Genomic DNA, 15,453 nt, shown 5'->3' on the forward strand with positions numbered 1-15,453 from the left:
GCGCGCCTTACTCCACAAACAAAGTGGCGGGTTGTTCGAGCAAGCCACGGATGGCCTGGATGAAGAGCGCCGCGTCCATGCCATCGACCACACGGTGATCGAAGGAGCTGGAGAGGTTCATCATCTTGCGGATCACCACCTGGCCTTTGACGACCATTGGCCGCTCGACGATTTTGTTGACGCCGACGATTGCCACTTCCGGCAGGTTCAGCACCGGCGTGCTAACGATGCCACCCAGCGCCCCGAGGCTGGTCAGGGTGATGGTCGAACCTGACAGTTCATCACGGCTGGCCTTGCCATGGCGTGCCGCGTTGGCCAGGCGCGAAATTTCAGCGGCGCTGTCCCACAGGCTGCGCGCCTCGGCGTGACGCACCACCGGCACCATCAGGCCGACATCGCTTTGCGTGGCGACGCCGACATGCACTGCGCCGAGGCGGTTGATGACCTGGGCCTCGTCATCGTAACGGGCGTTCATCTGCGGGAAGTCGCGCAGGGCAACCACCAGAGCGCGTACCAGAAATGGCAGCAAGGTCAACTTGCCACGGTTCGCCCCGTGCTTTTCATTCAGATGCACGCGCAGTTCTTCGATCGCGGTGACGTCGATTTCTTCGACATAGCTGAAGTGCGCGGCACGCTGAGTGGCGTCCTGCATGCGCTGGGCGATCTTGCGGCGCATGCCGATCACTTGAATCTGCTCTTCGTCGTGACGCTGGGCGTAGGCCGCCGATGCAGGCGCCGAGGCGTTGGATTGACCTTGCGCCAGATAGGCTTCGAGGTCGTCGTGCAAGACGCGGCCGGCCGGGCCAGTGCCGCGTACCAGACGCAATTGAATACCCAGATCCAGTGCATGTTTACGCACGGCCGGTGAGGCCAGCGGGCGTTCATCGGCCTCACGGGCGACCATCGGGCCTTGGCAGGCAGGGGCTGGACGCGCTGCGGCGGCGGATTTGTTTTCAACGGGAGTTTCGGCTTTCGCAGGTACGGCAACCGCTGCCTCTTTGACGGGGGCAGGGGGGGCAGACTCTTTCAAGTTACCCGCGCCTTCCACTTCAATGCTGATCAGCACACTGCCGACTGCCATCACTTCGCCCGGCTGACCGCCGAGCGCAATGACCTTACCGTGTACCGGCGACGGAATATCGACCATCGCCTTGTCGGTCATCACATCGGCCAGCACCTGATCTTCAACGACCAGATCGCCCACCTTGACGTGCCATTGCGACAGTTCTACTTCTGCGATGCCTTCGCCGATGTCCGGCATCTTGATAACGTGCGTGCCCATTCAGACCTCCATGACCCGTTTCAGCGCCGCACCCACTCGGGACGGCCCAGGGAAATACGCCCACTCTTGCGCGTGCGGGTAGGGGGTGTCCCAACCGGTGACGCGTTCGATTGGCGCTTCCAGGTGATGGAAGCAATGCTCTTGCACCAGCGACACCAGCTCGGCGCCGAAACCGCAGGTGCGGGTGGCTTCGTGGACCACCACGCAGCGCCCGGTTTTCTTCACCGACTTGACGATGGTTTCCAGATCCAGCGGCCACAGGCTGCGCAGGTCGATGACTTCGGCGTCGACACCGCTCTCTTCAGCGGCGACTTGCGACACATAAACGGTGGTGCCGTAGGTCAGCACGGTCACATCCTTGCCCGGACGGGTGATCGCGGCGACGTCCAGCGGCACGGTGTAGTAGCCGTCCGGCACTTGTGCGGCGGGATGTTTCGACCACGGCGTGACCGGGCGGTCGTGGTGCCCATCGAACGGGCCGTTGTACAGGCGCTTTGGCTCAAGAAAGATCACCGGGTCATCGTTTTCGATGGAGGCGATCAGCAGGCCCTTGGCGTCATACGGGTTGGATGGCATGACGGTGCGCAGGCCGCAGACTTGAGTGAACATCGCCTCGATGCTCTGGCTGTGGGTCTGGCCGCCGTAGATGCCGCCACCGCAAGGCATGCGCAGGGTCATCGGTGCGGTGAACTCGCCAGCCGAGCGGTAACGCAGGCGCGCCGCTTCGGAAATGATCTGGTCGGAAGCCGGGTAGACATAGTCGGCGAACTGGATCTCGGCCACCGGGCGCAGACCGTAAGCGCCCATGCCGACGGCGACGCCGACGATGCCGCTTTCGGAGATCGGCGCGTCGAATACTCGCGAGGTGCCGTACTTGGTTTGCAAGCCTTCGGTGCAACGGAACACACCACCGAAATAGCCGACGTCCTGACCGAACACGACGACGTTGTCATCACGCTCAAGCATCACATCCATGGCCGAGCGCAGGGCCTGGATCATGGTCATGGTGGTCGTGGTCATGGCGGTTTCCAACTGAATATTGTTGTTGTGATCGTTCATGTCAGATCCCCAACTGCTGACGCTGGCGCTTCAAGTGCTCCGGCATCTCTTTGTAGACGTCTTCGAACATGGTTGCGGCGCTCGGGATCTGGCCGCCGGCGAGGGTGCCGTACTGTTCGGCCTGTTTCTGTGCGGCAATCACTTCAGCTTCGAGTTCGGCACTGACGGCGGCATGTTCTTCGTCCGACCAGTGGCCGACTTTGATCAGGTGCTGTTTCAGGCGGGCAATCGGGTCGCCCAGCGGGAAGTGGCTCCAGTCATCGGCAGGGCGATATTTGGAAGGATCGTCGGAGGTCGAGTGCGGGCCGGCGCGGTAGGTGACCCACTCGATCATGGTCGGACCAAGGTTGCGGCGGGCGCGTTCGGCAGCCCAGGCAGAGGCGGCGTAGACCGCGTAGAAATCGTTGCCATCGACGCGCAACGAGGCAATGCCGCAACCGACGCCGCGTCCAGCGAAGGTGGTGGCTTCGCCCCCGGCGATGGCCTGGAAGGTCGAAATGGCCCACTGATTGTTGACCACGTTAAGAATCACTGGCGCTCGATAAACGTGAGCGAAAGTCAGGGCGGTGTGGAAGTCCGATTCGGCGGTGGCGCCGTCGCCGATCCACGCCGAGGCGATTTTGGTGTCGCCCTTGATTGCCGAAGCCATGCCCCAGCCTACGGCCTGAATGAACTGGGTCGCGAGGTTGCCGGAAATAGTGAAGAACCCGGCCTCTTTCACCGAGTACATGATCGGCAACTGACGGCCCTTGAGCGGATCGCGCTCGTTGGACAGCAGTTGGCAGATCAAGTCGACCAGCGGTACCTCGCGAGCCATCAGGATGCTTTGCTGGCGGTAGGTCGGGAAGCACATGTCGTCGATATTCAGCGCCAGGGCCTGAGCGCTACCGATGGCTTCTTCGCCGAGGCTCTGCATGTAGAAGGACATCTTTTTCTGACGTTGGGCGACGACCATGCGGTTGTCATAGATCCGCGTCTTGAGCATGGCGCGCATGCCCTTGCGGAGAATCTCCACCGGCACGTTTTCAGCCCAAGGGCCAAGAGCGTTGCCTTGATCGTCGAGCACGCGAATCAGGCCACGGGCCAAGTCGGCGGTGTCGGCAGGTTCTACGTCGATGGGAGGTTTGCGCACCGTACCGGCATCGGTCAGATGCAGGTAGGAAAAGTCGGTTTTGCAGCCTGGGCGGCCTGAAGGTTCAGGGACGTGCAGACGCAGCGGTTCATACGCTTGGGTCATGGCTTCTACGCTCGATCTTGTGAATTTCTTGTAGTGAGCTGGCAGTCATTCTTCGATAAAAGAAATCTTGTCCTACAACAATCATAGGCCCGGCCAAGAAGAATATTTATCTCTGTTTTATTGCGCCGCAGATCATTTGCAGATAAATATTCTGCATAAACATAAAAAACAGGTGGTTTTGTCTCATGCGCAAACTGGACCGTACCGACATCGGCATTCTCAACAGCCTTCAGGAGAATGCGCGTATCACCAACGCCGACCTCGCACGCTCGGTGAATCTGTCGCCAACCCCGTGCTTCAACCGGGTCAAAGCAATGGAAGAATTGGGGCTGATTCGTGAGCAGGTCACTTTGCTGGACGCCGATCTGCTCGGCCTGCACGTCAATGTGTTCATTCATGTCAGCCTGGAAAAGCAGGTCGAGGAAGCGCTGCAGCATTTCGAGGAAGCGATTTCCGACCGCCCCGAGGTAATGGAGTGCTACCTGATGGCCGGCGACCCGGATTACCTGATCAGGGTCCTGGTGCCGACCATTCAGTCGCTGGAGCGGTTCATGATGGATTTTCTGACCAAGGTGCCGGGAGTGGCGAACATCCGGTCGAGCTTTGCACTCAAGCAAGTGCGCTACAAAACCGCGTTGCCATTGCCGGCGAACGGTTTGACCTTGGGCAACTGAGCGTCAGGTACCGTCAGACGTATTCGTAGCGGTAATCGAGTTCATCAGTGAACAGCGTCTGCTGCACGGTGTAGGTTTGCGTCCAGGGCGCAGGCTCGTTGGCGGGGTGAAACACCAGTATCGATCCGCTCACTTCATCCGATGGAAAGGAAGGGGTGTTGGGGTGTTGGTGCTTCCAGCGCTCCCACAGCAGGTCAAGGTAGCAGTGGTGCAGGAAAAAGATCGGGTCGTTGGGCGAGGAGGCTTCGGCCATGCTGCCACCGATCCAGGCATGCACCGGATTGTGAAGCTCGCGTTCAGCGAAGTTTTCCCAGCCTGCTTGATCGGTGGCTTGCCAATAGGGCGTTCTGTTCAAGGCAGAAATAACCGTTTCGGGTAAGGGCAAGGTGTCGACTGCTCCCAGATTGCGGCGGATTCCCGGATTGCCGGTGCCTTCGTCCCAAACGGCGACGTTGAATTGAGATTGTTCACTGGAAAATGGGCCGCTTGTTACGCGCTGATCTTGTGTGTTGTCACCGTTCCCGCCCATGAAACCTGAGGTGAAGGGATTGTCCGCCCCTGTGATTTGCCAGTTCCAATAAGGGAGGGTAATGCCTGGGTTGTTGGCGGCAACCTGCAACGCCCGTTCAAACTGGCGGATCAGAATTCGGTGCCAAGGGAAGAACAAGGGGCTGCGATGTGGGGCAGGCGTCAGTGGGTTGCCTCGCCCCATCGAGTTTTTGTGGATTTGTACAAAGTCATCGTAGCGACTTTGTTGCCCGGGGCGCAGGACGCTGTCGACGTTGTTTTTAAGTAGCAGAACCGCATCGATGAAGGCGGATTTTTGCGCCGTTGTCATGTCACGGTGGTTTTGACGAATATCCATGTTGTAAAGACTCCATTGAATGTATGCCCAATGAAGTCTGGCTGCCGGCGGGATTTTCTCCAGTTCATCTCTATCGCCGGAGAATGTAGGAAAGTCTGTTACTTCAGATAGTTAAGAGAATATTCCTACAACAGATTCAGGGGGATCTTGAGGTAAACCGCGCCATTGTCCTCTGGCGCCGGAAAATTCCCAGCTCGCACATTCACCTGGATCGCCGGCAGCAGTAGCGTCGGCATGCCCAACCCGGCATCGCGTTTTGTGCGCATGTCTACAAACGCCGCTTCATCGATGCCGTCATGCACATGGATATTGCTTTTGCGCTGCTCGCCGACGGTTGTCTGGCAGTGTGCCTGGCGACTTTCAGGCGGGTAATCGTGGCAAACGTAAAGTTTCACACTCGCCGGGAAGGCCAGGAGTTTATGGATCGAGTTGAACAACTGATGAGCATTTCCGCCGGGGAAGTCGCAGCGCGCAGTGCCAACGTCGGGCATGAACAACGTGTCGCCGACCAGAATCTGTTCGCCGTCGATCAGGTAAGCCATGTCAGCTGGGGTGTGACCGGGGACATGCAGGGCGGTGGCCTTGAGGTTGCCGATTCTGAATGACTCGTTCGGCGCGAACAGATGATCGAACTGTGAGCCGTCGACGCAGAACTCCGGCTCCAGATTGAACAATGCCTTGAACACGTTCTGTACTTTGCTGATTGATTCGCCTATAGCGATCTTCCCGCCCAGTTCCCGACGCAGATACGGTGCGGCGGACAGATGATCGGCATGGGCGTGGGTTTCCAGCAGCCATTGCACTTGCAGGTTGTGCGCGCGGACGAAGGTGATGATTTTGTCGGCCTGAGCGGTGCAGGTGCGCCCGGCGGCGCCGTCGTAATCGAGCACCGGGTCGACGATCGCGCATTGCCCGCCATCCGCCTCATAGACCACATAGGTGTAGGTGCAGGAGGTGGGGTCGAGGAAAGCTTCAATCAGCGCGGGCATGGGCATGAACCTGTGCAGAGGGGAGAAAAGTCAGGCGGCGAAAAGTCGCTTGCAACACTTTATGTAAAAACATAATGTTCGCAGCTTAAGTGACGTTGAGGGCTTCCTGCAAATGCAATCCAGTTTGAGCGAATGTGAAGTTGCGCAATTGCGCGCCTCGGCCTCCAAGGCCTGTGCCTTGCTCAAGGCCCTGGCCAACGAGGACCGCTTGTTGATCCTGTGCCAGTTGACTCAGGGCGAGCGCAACGTCGGCGAACTGGAAAAAATGACCGGCGTGCGTCAACCGACCTTGTCTCAGCAACTCGGCATCCTGCGTGATGAAGGTTTGGTCGCGACGCGCCGCGAAGGCAAATACATTTTTTACGGCCTGGCCAGTCCTGAAGTCATCCAGGTGATGAAAACCCTCTCCGGTTTGTATTGCGGGGCGGTAGTCAAAAGCTGGGGCCACTCATAAATGTCAGCCATCCCACAAACTCAGTGTGGGGGATGGCTTGCTCGCGAAAGCGGTGGATCAGTCGACCTCTCGATTGACTGACGCAACCCCTTCGCGAGCAAGCCCGCTGCCATATCTGGATTTGCGTCAAGGCGACACCATTCTTGCGTGCAGCAAAAGGAACAAGCAATGAACGATCAACACGGTGGCCCATCCATCAGTGCAGATATCGTGGTCATCGGCGGCGGTACGGCCGGCATCGCTTTCGTCGCCAGTTTGCTCAAGCGCGATCCGCACTTGAACGTTACCGTGATTGAACCGAGCGCCCAGCACTACTACCAACCGGCGTGGACGCTGGTCGGCGCTGGCGCCTACGACGTGAAAGACACCGTAAGACCGATGACCAAGGTGCTACCGCGTCAAGTCAACTGGGTGCAGGCAGCGGTGACCAACGTCGATCCGCAGACTCGCCAACTCACCCTCAACGATCAACGTATCGTCAGCTATCAAAACCTGATCGTTTGCCCCGGCCTGCGTCTGGCCTGGGAAAAAATCGAAGGCTTGCAGCAAAGCCTTGGTCAGCACGGCGTGACCTCCAACTACAGCTATCAGCACGCGCAATACACGTGGGACCAGGTGCAAAAATTGCGGGCTGGCAAAGCGCTGTTCACGCAACCGGCGATGCCGATCAAATGCGCCGGGGCGCCGCAAAAGGCGCTGTACCTGTCCTGTGATCACTGGCGCAAAACCGGCGTGCTGAATAATGTCAATGTTGAATTCAACCTCGCTGGCGCCGCATTGTTCGGCGTAGCGACGTTCGTGCCGCCACTGATGAAGTACATCGACAAGTACAACGCCCGACTGGCCTTCAATTCCAATCTGGTCAAGGTCGACGGCCCCGGGAAAACGGCATGGTTCGAGATCAAGGACGCTGACGGCAACGTCACCCGTGAGGCAAAAACCTTCGATCTGCTGCACGTCGTGCCGCCGCAGGTCTCCCCGGATTTCATCGCACAAAGTGCGTTGGCCGACGCCGCCGGCTGGTGCGAGGTCAATCAGCACAGCCTGCAGCACCCGCGTTATCCCGAGGTGTTCGCACTGGGTGATATCTGCGGCACAACCAATGCGAAAACCGCGGCGGCGGTGCGCAAGCAAGTCGTGGTGGTGGCGCAAAATCTGTTGGCCCAACGCAAGCAACAGCCGCTGCCGCTGAAATACGACGGTTATGGCTCATGCCCACTGACGGTGGAGAAGGGCAAGGTGATCCTCGCCGAGTTCGGTTATGCCGGGAAGTTGTTGCCGACCTTTCCCCTTGACCCAACGGTACCGCGTCGTTCGGCGTGGTTACTCAAGGCAACGTTGCTGCCGTGGTTCTACTGGCACGGCATGCTCAAGGGACGCGAGTGGCTGACTTCCCTGTCCAAAGTTGACTGAGGACTCCTTATGTTGCTGGCAAGTCTGTTTGGTGTGCTGATGGGGTTGGTTCTTGGGCTGACGGGTGCGGGCGGCGGGATTCTCGCGGTGCCGGCGCTGGTACTCGGGCTTGGCTGGACGATGACCCAGGCAGCGCCGGTGGCGTTGTTTGCGGTCGGCAGTGCGGCGGCGGTCGGTGCCATCGACGGCTTTCGCCATGGCCTGGTGCGTTATCGTGCGGCGCTGCTGATTGCCGCACTGGGCGCCGTGTTTTCGCCGCTGGGGATCTACTTCGCGCATCAATTGTCGGAAAAGATCCTGATGATTCTGTTCAGCCTGCTGATGGTCATGGTGGCCTGGCGCATGCTGCGCCGTGAGCGTCAGGAGCAGGGCCCCAGCGATCATGGCCATGCCAGTTGGGGCCAGAAGAATTGCATGCTCAATGAACAAACCGGGCGCTTGGACTGGACGGCCAAATGCACCGCCACGCTTGCGGCGCTGGGCGCGATTACCGGTGTGGTGTCCGGGTTGCTTGGTGTGGGAGGCGGCTTCCTGATCGTGCCGGCATTCAAGCAACTGACCGATGTGCAGATGCGCGGGATTGTCGCGACGTCGTTGATGGTGATCAGTCTGATTTCCGCCATCGGTGTGATCGGCGCGCTTCATGCCGGCGTTCGAATCGACAGTCAGGGCGTAGCGTTTATCGTCGCCAGCATTGTCGGCATGATCATCGGCCGCAAGCTCAGCGCGCGGGTGCCGGCGCGGGCCTTGCAGGTGGGGTTTGCCAGTGTGTGTGTGGTGGTGGCCGCTTATATGTTGCTGCGGGCTTGAGTTGAAACTTATGGTGAGGGGCGCACGCTCCCTCACCACCGTTACGGTTTACAGCACCAAATGCGGCAACCACAGCGAAATCGCCGGAACATACGTCACCAGCAGCAATACCAGAAACAGCACCGCATAAAACGGCATAAGCGCTTTCACGGTGCTCTCGATACTCACCTTGCCCACCGCCGAACCGACAAACAGCACCGCGCCCACCGGCGGCGTTATCAGCCCGATCCCCAGATTGACCAGCATGATCATGCCGAACTGCACCGGGTCAACGCCAATGCCCAGAATCACCGGCATCAGGATCGGCGTCAGGATCAGGATCAGCGGCGCCATGTCCATCACCGTGCCCAGTAACAGCAGCATGGCGTTGATGCACATCAGGATCACGTAGCGGTTGTCCGACAGGGTCAGGAACATCGTGGTGATCTTCGCCGGGATCTGCATCAGGGTCATGATGTAGCCGAAGCTGGCGGCAAAGCCGATCAGGATCATCACGATCGAAATGGTCCGCACGGTGCGGTGCATCAGTTTCGGCAGTTCGCTCCATTTGTAGTCGCGATAGATGAACATCGTCACGAAGAATGACCACAGCACGGCGATGGCCGCCGACTCGGTGGCGGTAAAAATCCCCGAGAGAATCCCGCCCAGGATGATCACCATCGCCATCATGCCCCACATCGCCTCGCCGCAGATCTTCAGGGCCTCACGCAGCGGTATGACTTCACCTTTGGGGTAGTTGCGTTTTTTCGCGAAGATCAAGCACAGCGCCATCAGGCACGCGCTCATCATCAGGCCGGGCACGACGCCGGCCATGAACAGCGAGCCGATAGACACGGTGCCGCCAGCCGCCAGGGAATAAAGCACCGAGTTATGGCTGGGCGGCGTCAGCAACGCCTGCACCGAACCACTGACGGTGACCGCCGTGGAGAACTCGCGCGGATAGCCTTTGCGCTCCATTTCCGGGATCAGCACCGAACCGACCGAAGCGGTATCGGCCACCGAGGAGCCGGAGATCGCGCCAAAAAACGTCGAGGCCATGATGTTGACCAGCGACAGGCCGCCGCGCACGAATCCCACCAGCACCCCGGCAAACGCCACCAGCCGCCGCGACATGCCACCTTCGGCCATGATCGCGCCAGCGAGGACGAAGAACGGGATCGCCAACAGCGAAAACTTGTTCACCCCGCCGGCCACCTGAATCATCAGGGCCTGGAACGGGATGTCGATCCACCACGCGCCGATCAACGCCGACAGCCCGAGGGCGTAGGCCACTGGCATGCCGATCAGGATCAAGACAATAAAACTGCCCAACAGAATCAACGCGTCCATCAGGCAGCCCCTTCGTTTTCTTCAACCAGATCGAACCGCACCACGCGGCGGTTGCTCTGGTCACCCAGAAACAATTTTTCCAGCACGAAAATCATGGTCAGCGCACCACCGATCGGGATGGGCATGTAGGTGATACCCACGCGCAAAGTGGGCAGGGCGCTCATGAACTGGTTCCAGGTCGACAGGCACAGTTTGGCGCCCCAAATGGTCATGAACAGGCAAATGGTGGCCATCAGCAATTGCGACACGATGCCCATGCATTTGCGCAGTGGCGGTGGCATGCGGTCGGTCAGCATGGCCACGGCCATGTGTGCGCCAGCGCGATAACTGGCGGCGGCGCCGACGAAGGTAAAGACCATCATCAGCAGGATTGACGTCGGCTCCGGCCAGCTCGAACCGGTACCGAGGACGTAACGGGCAAACACACCCCAAGGGATGATCAGGGAAATCGTCAGCACCGACAGACCGGCGACCCATATGCAGGCCATGTAGATCCGGTCGTTGATGCCCAGCAGCAGATTCTTCATCGGGTTCCACCGTAACCGGGCAGGCGCAGACATCCATCGAGGTCTGCGCTGCCGGGCCTTTCGTTGAGGGCAGGGAGGGTTACTGAACGGCTTCGATACGCTTGATCAGATCGGCGTAAGGCGCGCCGTATTTCTCGCGGATCGAAGCGGTGGCCTCGTAGAAGGGTTTTTTGTCGACGGTAATGAACTCGACACCGGCAGCCTTGAGTTTTTCTTCACTGCTCACCGTCTTGGCGTCCCACAGCGTGCGCTCCTGGGCTTGCGCGGCCTTGGCCGCTTTTTTCACCAGGGTCTGTTGATCCGGGGTGAGTTTGTTCCAGGTGGTTTTCGACATCACGATTGGCTCGGGCAGGATCAAGTGCCCGGTCAGGCTGTAGAACTTGGCGTTCTGATAGTGGTTGTGTTCAAGCATGGTCGGCGGGTTGTTTTCTGCACCGTCGATCACGCCGGTTTGCAAGGCGCTGAAGATCTCGCCGGTGTCCATCGCAATGCCATTGCCGCCCATCGCGTTGATGGTTTCAATGAACATCGGGTTGCCCTGCACACGAATCTTCATGCCCTTGAGGTCTTCAAGTTTGCGCACTGGTTTTTTGGTGTAGAGGTTACGGGTGCCGCCGTCCATCCAGGCCAGGGCGACCAGGTTGAATTCGGAATTGGTGATTTTGTCGAGAATCTCGTCGCCGATTTCACCGTCGATGATCTTGCGCATGTGGGCCTGGTCGCGAAACACGAACGGCATGTTGAACACGTTCACGTCTGGCACCACCGGGCCGACGATGCCGAGGCTGACGCGGGCCATCTGGATCGCACCGACTTGAGCCTGTTCGACCACTTCTTTTTCCGAGCCGAGCACGCCACCGGCGAACATCTTGAAGGTCAGTTTGCCGTCGCTCTCGGCGACCAGGGTTTTGCCCAGTTGCTCTTCGGCGACCACGGTCGGGTATCCGGCCGGGTGGACATCGGCGAACTTGATTTCCAGCGCCTGAACGGCGCTGCTGAGGGTGAACGCGAGGGGAAGTGCGGCGACGAGCAAGGTGCGTTTGAAGTCCATGAGGGTGTCTCCAGTCTTGTTATTTTTGTGTTCAAGGCAAAGCGGTGCAGCAGAGGCGGGTTACAGCAAATTGTCGAAAATCGGTTCCGGCAAGCCTTTGACGCCGGTATTCAAAGCGAACAAGCCCCCGGCCAGAGACTGCGGGTCGTGATCGTCGCCGGGGCGGATCGAGGCGACGAACAGGGTGTCCATCCGGCTACCGCCGAAGGCGCACATGGTCGGTTTTTTCACCGGCACGGGCAGTGAGTAATCGAGTCGCCCGTCGGGGGTGAAACGATGAACGAGTCCGGCGTCGTTGGCGCAGATCCAGTAGCAACCGTCGGCGTCAACGGCGGCGCCATCGGGGCGACCGCTGTAGTGATTCATGTCGACGAACACGCGGCGGTTCGACGGCGTGCCGCTGGCGGTGTCGTAGTCAAATGCCCAGATCCGTTGCACGTTGGGGTGCGAGTCGGACAGGTACATCGTCTTGCCGTCCGGGCTGAAGCCCAGGCCGTTGGGCACGATAAAGCCATCGAGTTGCGCTTCGATCACTCCAGACTGGCCGGCGCCGTAGCGATAGAGCCGGCCTTCGGGGGCGTTCAAACCCATGTTCAGCACCATGCTGCCCGCCCAAAAACGGCCCTGACGGTCGCAGCGACCATCGTTGAGGCGCATGTCTCCACGGCTGTGTTCGACTTGGGCGAGTAATTCGCTGTCGAGGCTGCCATCGCTATGCGGGTGCAAGTGAAAGAAACCGCTCTCCATGCCCGCCACCCAGCCGCCACGGCTGTGACGGGCGATGCAGGCGAGCATTTCGGGGGCTTTCCACGCGTGGACATGCCCGGTGTCAGCGCTCCAGCGTTGCAGCCCGCCATTGGGAATATCCACCCAGTAAAGAGCGTTTTCCTGCGCGACCCAGACCGGGCTTTCGCCGACCGCGTTGCGGGCGTCGACGATCAATTCGGCTTGCATACTCATTCCCTTGGTTTTTATTGGAGGGGGATCAAGTGGACAGCAGAGTGGTTAGTCACCGAAGGGGCCGGCCGCGACGAAAGCGCCGCCCTGATAGATCCGCGCCGGGTCATCGGCCGCCGGCATTGGCTGCGCTTCGACCTTGTCGCGGAACACTTCGGAGCTGTCCCGGGCTTCGAAACCCAAGTGGCTGGCCAAGTGGTTGTCCCACCAGACGTCCTTGTTATCGGACATGCCGTACACCACGGTGTGGCCGACGTTCGGGGTATACAGCGAGTGTTCGAGCAGTTGGGTGAGGTCGTCGAAGCTCAACCAGGTGTGCATCATTCGACGGTTCTGTGGCTCAGGGAACGAAGATCCGATGCGGATGCTGACGGTTTCAATGCCGTAGCGATCGAAATAGAAACTGGCCATGTCTTCGCCGTAGGACTTGGACAGTCCGTAGTAGCTGTCGGGGCGGCGAGCAGAACCGGCGTCGAGGTGCTCGTCCTGCTGATAGAAGCCGATGACGTGGTTGGAGCTGGCGAAGATTACGCGTTTCACACCATGGCGACGTGCCGCTTCATAGATGTGGAAGACGCCGCAGATGTTGGCGCCAAGGATCTCTTCGAACGAGCGCTCGACGGAGACACCGCCGAAATGCAGGATCGCGTCCACGCCTTCGACCAGTTGGTGAACCGCCTGTTTGTCGGCCAGATCGCAGAGCACGACTTCCTCGCGATCATCAGCGGCCGGGGTGAGGGCGGCGATGTCCGACAGCCGCAGGACATGGGCGTACGGGCGCAGGCGTTCACGCAGAACTTTGCCCAGACCACCAGCGGCGCCGGTCAGCAGCAGGCGGTTGAAGGGGGCGCGGGAATCAGAATCAGACGTCATGGCAATCCCTGAACACATTGTTATTAGGTTTGTTGTAGGTTGTCGTATGACTGCGTCGAAGTATCGGTAGGGTTTCCCGGTCTTGTCAACGCGACTTTTGGTGTAAATGACGCAAGGGCCAAATCAAAAAAACTGCCTCGTCATGCGATCTACTGTGGGAGCGACCAATCCCGGTCCCACAGGGGATTTGATGAGGCTTCAGTGGTTCACAGCAACGAAATCGGATAGTTGATAAAAATCCGGTTCTCATCGAACTCGTTGTTGCTGAAGTCCCGGCGAATCGTCGCGTTGCGCCATTTGACGTTGAGATTTTTCAGCGGCCCGCTCTGTACGGTGTAGGCCAGTTCAGACTCGCGACCCCATTCCTTGCCGTCGGTAATTGTCCCGGTGTGCACGTTATCGCCGCTGATGTAGCGGTTCATCAGGGTCAGGCCGGGGATGCCGAGGGCGACGAAGTTGTAGTCGTGGCGGACCTGCCAGGAGCGTTCTTTGGCGTTGTCGTAACTGGCGTTGTAACTGTCGTTGGCCAGGGTGCCGCCGCTGGTACCGTTGACCCGCATCCAGCCGTTATCGCCACTGAGCTTTTGCAGGCCGACATAGAAAGTGTTGCCACCGTATTTGGCCGAGAGCAGGGCGAATGCGGTTTTGTTGTCTAGATCGCCCGCCAGCGCGCTGCCATTCTCCTTGCCGTTGAAGAAGCCGAGATTGGCGCCCAGGGTCCAGTCACCCATAGGCTGGCTGTGGCTGAGGTTGAAGTACTGCTGCTGATAGATGTCGCTGAGTTCGGCGTACCACACGCCGACCAGCGTGCGCTTGTCATTGAAGGTGTATTCGCCACCGCCGAAGTTGAAACGGTCTGAGGTGAACGCACCTTTGCCGTTCATCGACATGTCTTCCATGCTCGCATCGTTACGCGGGCTGTTGGCGCGGAACTGGCCGCCGTACAGGCTCAGGCCATTGATTTCGGTGGAGGTGATCTGGCCCCCGCGGAAGGTCTGCGGCAGGGAGCGACCATCGTCGGAGCGCAGGATCGGCAGCACCGGCATCCACTCGCCGACCTTCAATTCGGTCTTCGATACCTTGGCTTTGAGTGCCACACCCAGGCGACCGAAATTGTCGGCCGGACGCCCATCATCGTGGATCGGCAATAGCTGCGTGCCGCCGGTGCCTTTGCCGCCATCGAGCTTCTGCGAATACAGCCCCAGCACGTCCAGGCCGAAACCGACGGTGCCTTGAGTGAAGCCGGACTTGGCGTCGAGGATGAAGCTTTGCGTCCACTCCTCAGCCTTGCCCTGTGCGTTGTTGGGGTTGGTGAAGTTGCGGTTGAAGTAGGCGTTGCGCAGGTTCAGCGTGGCTTTGGCATCATCGACGAAGCCTTCAGCGCTGGCGCTCAGCGGCGCCAACAAGACGAGGCTGCTGCAGCCAATCAGGCTCAGGGGAGAGCGGATGAAAGTCGTGCGGGAATGACGAACGGATTTGCGGACGTATGTGCTCACTATGGCGCTCCCTTGTTTCTTGTTTTTATTTATGTTGTGCGTTGTCGTACAACATTGGGAGGCGATATTTGCGGAGCTTCAGGGGAATGTCAACAGGAAGTTATACGATGACTCTCAAAGTGCGGGCCGATCCCGGATTCACGCCTATTCCCTGTGTGCGGGCTTGCCCGCGAAGGCGCCGGTACTTCCACATTTCTATTGGCTGCCCCACCGCTTTCGCGAGCTAGCTCCAACGGGTCGAGGGGCAGACCACGTTTACGCCCCGACAATCTTCGGCGAGTTGCAAAAGGCTGCAATCTTGTGTTTTTGACGCTGCCATCCACGACCACTCGTCGGAACACCTTGCGCACCTGTCAGATCTGACAGGTGCGCCATCCTCGCCTTTGCGCCCTAATCACTCCATCGCCTTATTCAACGGCAGGAGTGCACGCCATGCT

The 15,453-nt window shown here is 59.3% G+C and carries 15 protein-coding genes; 4 read left to right on the forward strand and 11 right to left on the reverse strand.

What is annotated here, in order from left to right; all coding sequences use genetic code 11:
* Positions 1-7: 7 nt before the first annotated feature.
* Genes ACIOU6_RS10150 through ACIOU6_RS10160 form a run of 3 tightly spaced genes read right to left on the reverse strand, consistent with a single transcriptional unit; the run spans position 8 to position 3,578 of the window.
* On the reverse strand, positions 8-1,282 hold the full coding sequence (locus ACIOU6_RS10150; RefSeq protein WP_221733613.1) for a dihydrolipoamide acetyltransferase family protein: 1,275 nt from the start codon (positions 1,280-1,282) through the stop codon (positions 8-10).
* Positions 1,283-2,341 (reverse strand): alpha-ketoacid dehydrogenase subunit beta, encoded by a 1,059-nt coding sequence (locus tag ACIOU6_RS10155; protein WP_007952909.1) that lies wholly within the window; start codon positions 2,339-2,341, stop codon positions 1,283-1,285. It lies immediately after the preceding gene.
* Between the two features lies 1 nt (position 2,342).
* The gene (locus tag ACIOU6_RS10160; RefSeq protein ID WP_401135845.1) at positions 2,343-3,578 is read right to left on the reverse strand and encodes a 3-methyl-2-oxobutanoate dehydrogenase (2-methylpropanoyl-transferring) subunit alpha; all 1,236 of its coding nucleotides are present in this window, start codon (positions 3,576-3,578) and stop codon (positions 2,343-2,345) included.
* Positions 3,579-3,763: 185 nt separating this feature from the next.
* Here ACIOU6_RS10160 and bkdR point away from each other — a divergent pair, with 185 nt between their 5' ends.
* Entirely contained in the window at positions 3,764-4,252 is a 489-nt protein-coding gene (gene bkdR / locus ACIOU6_RS10165; protein ID WP_007915088.1) for a Bkd operon transcriptional regulator BkdR, read from the forward strand.
* 13 nt (positions 4,253-4,265) lie between these two features.
* Here the strand turns inward: bkdR and ACIOU6_RS10170 are convergent, their stop codons facing one another.
* Together ACIOU6_RS10170 and ACIOU6_RS10175 are read right to left on the reverse strand one after the other, a co-directional pair.
* Positions 4,266-5,117 carry a tyrosinase family protein gene (locus ACIOU6_RS10170; protein WP_221733611.1) on the reverse strand — a complete coding sequence of 284 codons (852 nt, stop codon included), beginning with the start codon at positions 5,115-5,117 and terminating at the stop codon, positions 4,266-4,268.
* 125 nt (positions 5,118-5,242) lie between these two features.
* On the reverse strand, positions 5,243-6,106 hold the full coding sequence (locus ACIOU6_RS10175; RefSeq protein ID WP_221733610.1) for an MBL fold metallo-hydrolase: 864 nt from the start codon (positions 6,104-6,106) through the stop codon (positions 5,243-5,245).
* A gap of 112 nt (positions 6,107-6,218) precedes the next feature.
* On the opposite strand from ACIOU6_RS10175, the gene ACIOU6_RS10180 reads away from it, so the two are divergent.
* The 3 genes from ACIOU6_RS10180 (at position 6,219) to ACIOU6_RS10190 (ending at position 8,783) form a co-directional block, all read left to right on the forward strand.
* A complete protein-coding gene (locus ACIOU6_RS10180) occupies positions 6,219-6,560 on the forward strand; it encodes a helix-turn-helix transcriptional regulator (protein WP_221733609.1) in 342 nt (113 codons plus the stop codon).
* 168 nt (positions 6,561-6,728) lie between these two features.
* Entirely contained in the window at positions 6,729-7,973 is a 1,245-nt protein-coding gene (locus ACIOU6_RS10185) for an FAD-dependent oxidoreductase (RefSeq protein WP_401135849.1), read from the forward strand.
* A 9-nt stretch (positions 7,974-7,982) separates the two neighbouring features.
* On the forward strand, positions 7,983-8,783 hold the full coding sequence (locus ACIOU6_RS10190; protein ID WP_401135852.1) for a sulfite exporter TauE/SafE family protein: 801 nt from the start codon (positions 7,983-7,985) through the stop codon (positions 8,781-8,783).
* Positions 8,784-8,831: 48 nt separating this feature from the next.
* On the opposite strand, the gene ACIOU6_RS10195 is transcribed toward ACIOU6_RS10190, so the two are convergent.
* From ACIOU6_RS10195 to ACIOU6_RS10220, 6 genes are all read right to left on the reverse strand, one after another.
* Entirely contained in the window at positions 8,832-10,112 is a 1,281-nt protein-coding gene (locus tag ACIOU6_RS10195) for a TRAP transporter large permease (protein WP_221733606.1), read from the reverse strand.
* Positions 10,112-10,639 (reverse strand): TRAP transporter small permease, encoded by a 528-nt coding sequence (locus tag ACIOU6_RS10200; RefSeq protein ID WP_401135855.1) that lies wholly within the window; start codon positions 10,637-10,639, stop codon positions 10,112-10,114. The genes ACIOU6_RS10195 and ACIOU6_RS10200 overlap by 1 nt, the downstream gene beginning before the upstream one ends.
* 79 nt (positions 10,640-10,718) lie before the next feature.
* Positions 10,719-11,690, reverse strand: coding sequence for a TRAP transporter substrate-binding protein (locus tag ACIOU6_RS10205; RefSeq protein ID WP_401135857.1), 972 nt, complete (start codon positions 11,688-11,690; stop codon positions 10,719-10,721).
* A 60-nt stretch (positions 11,691-11,750) separates the two neighbouring features.
* Complete coding sequence (locus tag ACIOU6_RS10210; protein ID WP_401135860.1) at positions 11,751-12,644, reverse strand: SMP-30/gluconolactonase/LRE family protein; 894 nt, start codon at positions 12,642-12,644, stop codon at positions 11,751-11,753.
* Positions 12,645-12,695: 51 nt separating this feature from the next.
* Positions 12,696-13,520 carry an NAD(P)-dependent oxidoreductase gene (locus tag ACIOU6_RS10215; protein ID WP_221733602.1) on the reverse strand — a complete coding sequence of 275 codons (825 nt, stop codon included), beginning with the start codon at positions 13,518-13,520 and terminating at the stop codon, positions 12,696-12,698.
* Positions 13,521-13,726: 206 nt separating this feature from the next.
* Positions 13,727-15,016, reverse strand: a complete 1,290-nt coding sequence (locus ACIOU6_RS10220; RefSeq protein ID WP_401135864.1) for an OprD family porin — start codon at positions 15,014-15,016, stop codon at positions 13,727-13,729.
* Between the last annotated feature and the right edge of the window lie 437 nt (positions 15,017-15,453).

Source organism: Pseudomonas sp. NPDC087615, assembly GCF_044743445.1.
Lineage (GTDB): Bacteria > Pseudomonadota > Gammaproteobacteria > Pseudomonadales > Pseudomonadaceae > Aquipseudomonas > Aquipseudomonas baetica_A.

Excerpts from the sequence above, each read along its gene's own strand:
- ACIOU6_RS10155 (WP_007952909.1), bottom strand. The coding sequence starts at position 2,341 with ATGAACGATCACAACAACAATATTCAGTTGGAAACCGCCATGACCACG.
- ACIOU6_RS10215 (WP_221733602.1), bottom strand. The coding sequence starts at position 13,520 with ATGACGTCTGATTCTGATTCCCGCGCCCCCTTCAACCGCCTGCTGCTG.
- ACIOU6_RS10200 (WP_401135855.1), bottom strand. The coding sequence starts at position 10,639 with ATGAAGAATCTGCTGCTGGGCATCAACGACCGGATCTACATGGCCTGC.
- bkdR (WP_007915088.1), top strand. The coding sequence starts at position 3,764 with ATGCGCAAACTGGACCGTACCGACATCGGCATTCTCAACAGCCTTCAG.
- ACIOU6_RS10190 (WP_401135852.1), top strand. The coding sequence starts at position 7,983 with ATGTTGCTGGCAAGTCTGTTTGGTGTGCTGATGGGGTTGGTTCTTGGG.
- ACIOU6_RS10150 (WP_221733613.1), bottom strand. The coding sequence starts at position 1,282 with ATGGGCACGCACGTTATCAAGATGCCGGACATCGGCGAAGGCATCGCA.
- ACIOU6_RS10210 (WP_401135860.1), bottom strand. The coding sequence starts at position 12,644 with ATGCAAGCCGAATTGATCGTCGACGCCCGCAACGCGGTCGGCGAAAGC.
- ACIOU6_RS10175 (WP_221733610.1), bottom strand. The coding sequence starts at position 6,106 with ATGCCCGCGCTGATTGAAGCTTTCCTCGACCCCACCTCCTGCACCTAC.
- ACIOU6_RS10185 (WP_401135849.1), top strand. The coding sequence starts at position 6,729 with ATGAACGATCAACACGGTGGCCCATCCATCAGTGCAGATATCGTGGTC.
- ACIOU6_RS10160 (WP_401135845.1), bottom strand. The coding sequence starts at position 3,578 with ATGACCCAAGCGTATGAACCGCTGCGTCTGCACGTCCCTGAACCTTCA.
- ACIOU6_RS10180 (WP_221733609.1), top strand. The coding sequence starts at position 6,219 with ATGCAATCCAGTTTGAGCGAATGTGAAGTTGCGCAATTGCGCGCCTCG.
- ACIOU6_RS10170 (WP_221733611.1), bottom strand. The coding sequence starts at position 5,117 with ATGGATATTCGTCAAAACCACCGTGACATGACAACGGCGCAAAAATCC.
- ACIOU6_RS10195 (WP_221733606.1), bottom strand. The coding sequence starts at position 10,112 with ATGGACGCGTTGATTCTGTTGGGCAGTTTTATTGTCTTGATCCTGATC.
- ACIOU6_RS10205 (WP_401135857.1), bottom strand. The coding sequence starts at position 11,690 with ATGGACTTCAAACGCACCTTGCTCGTCGCCGCACTTCCCCTCGCGTTC.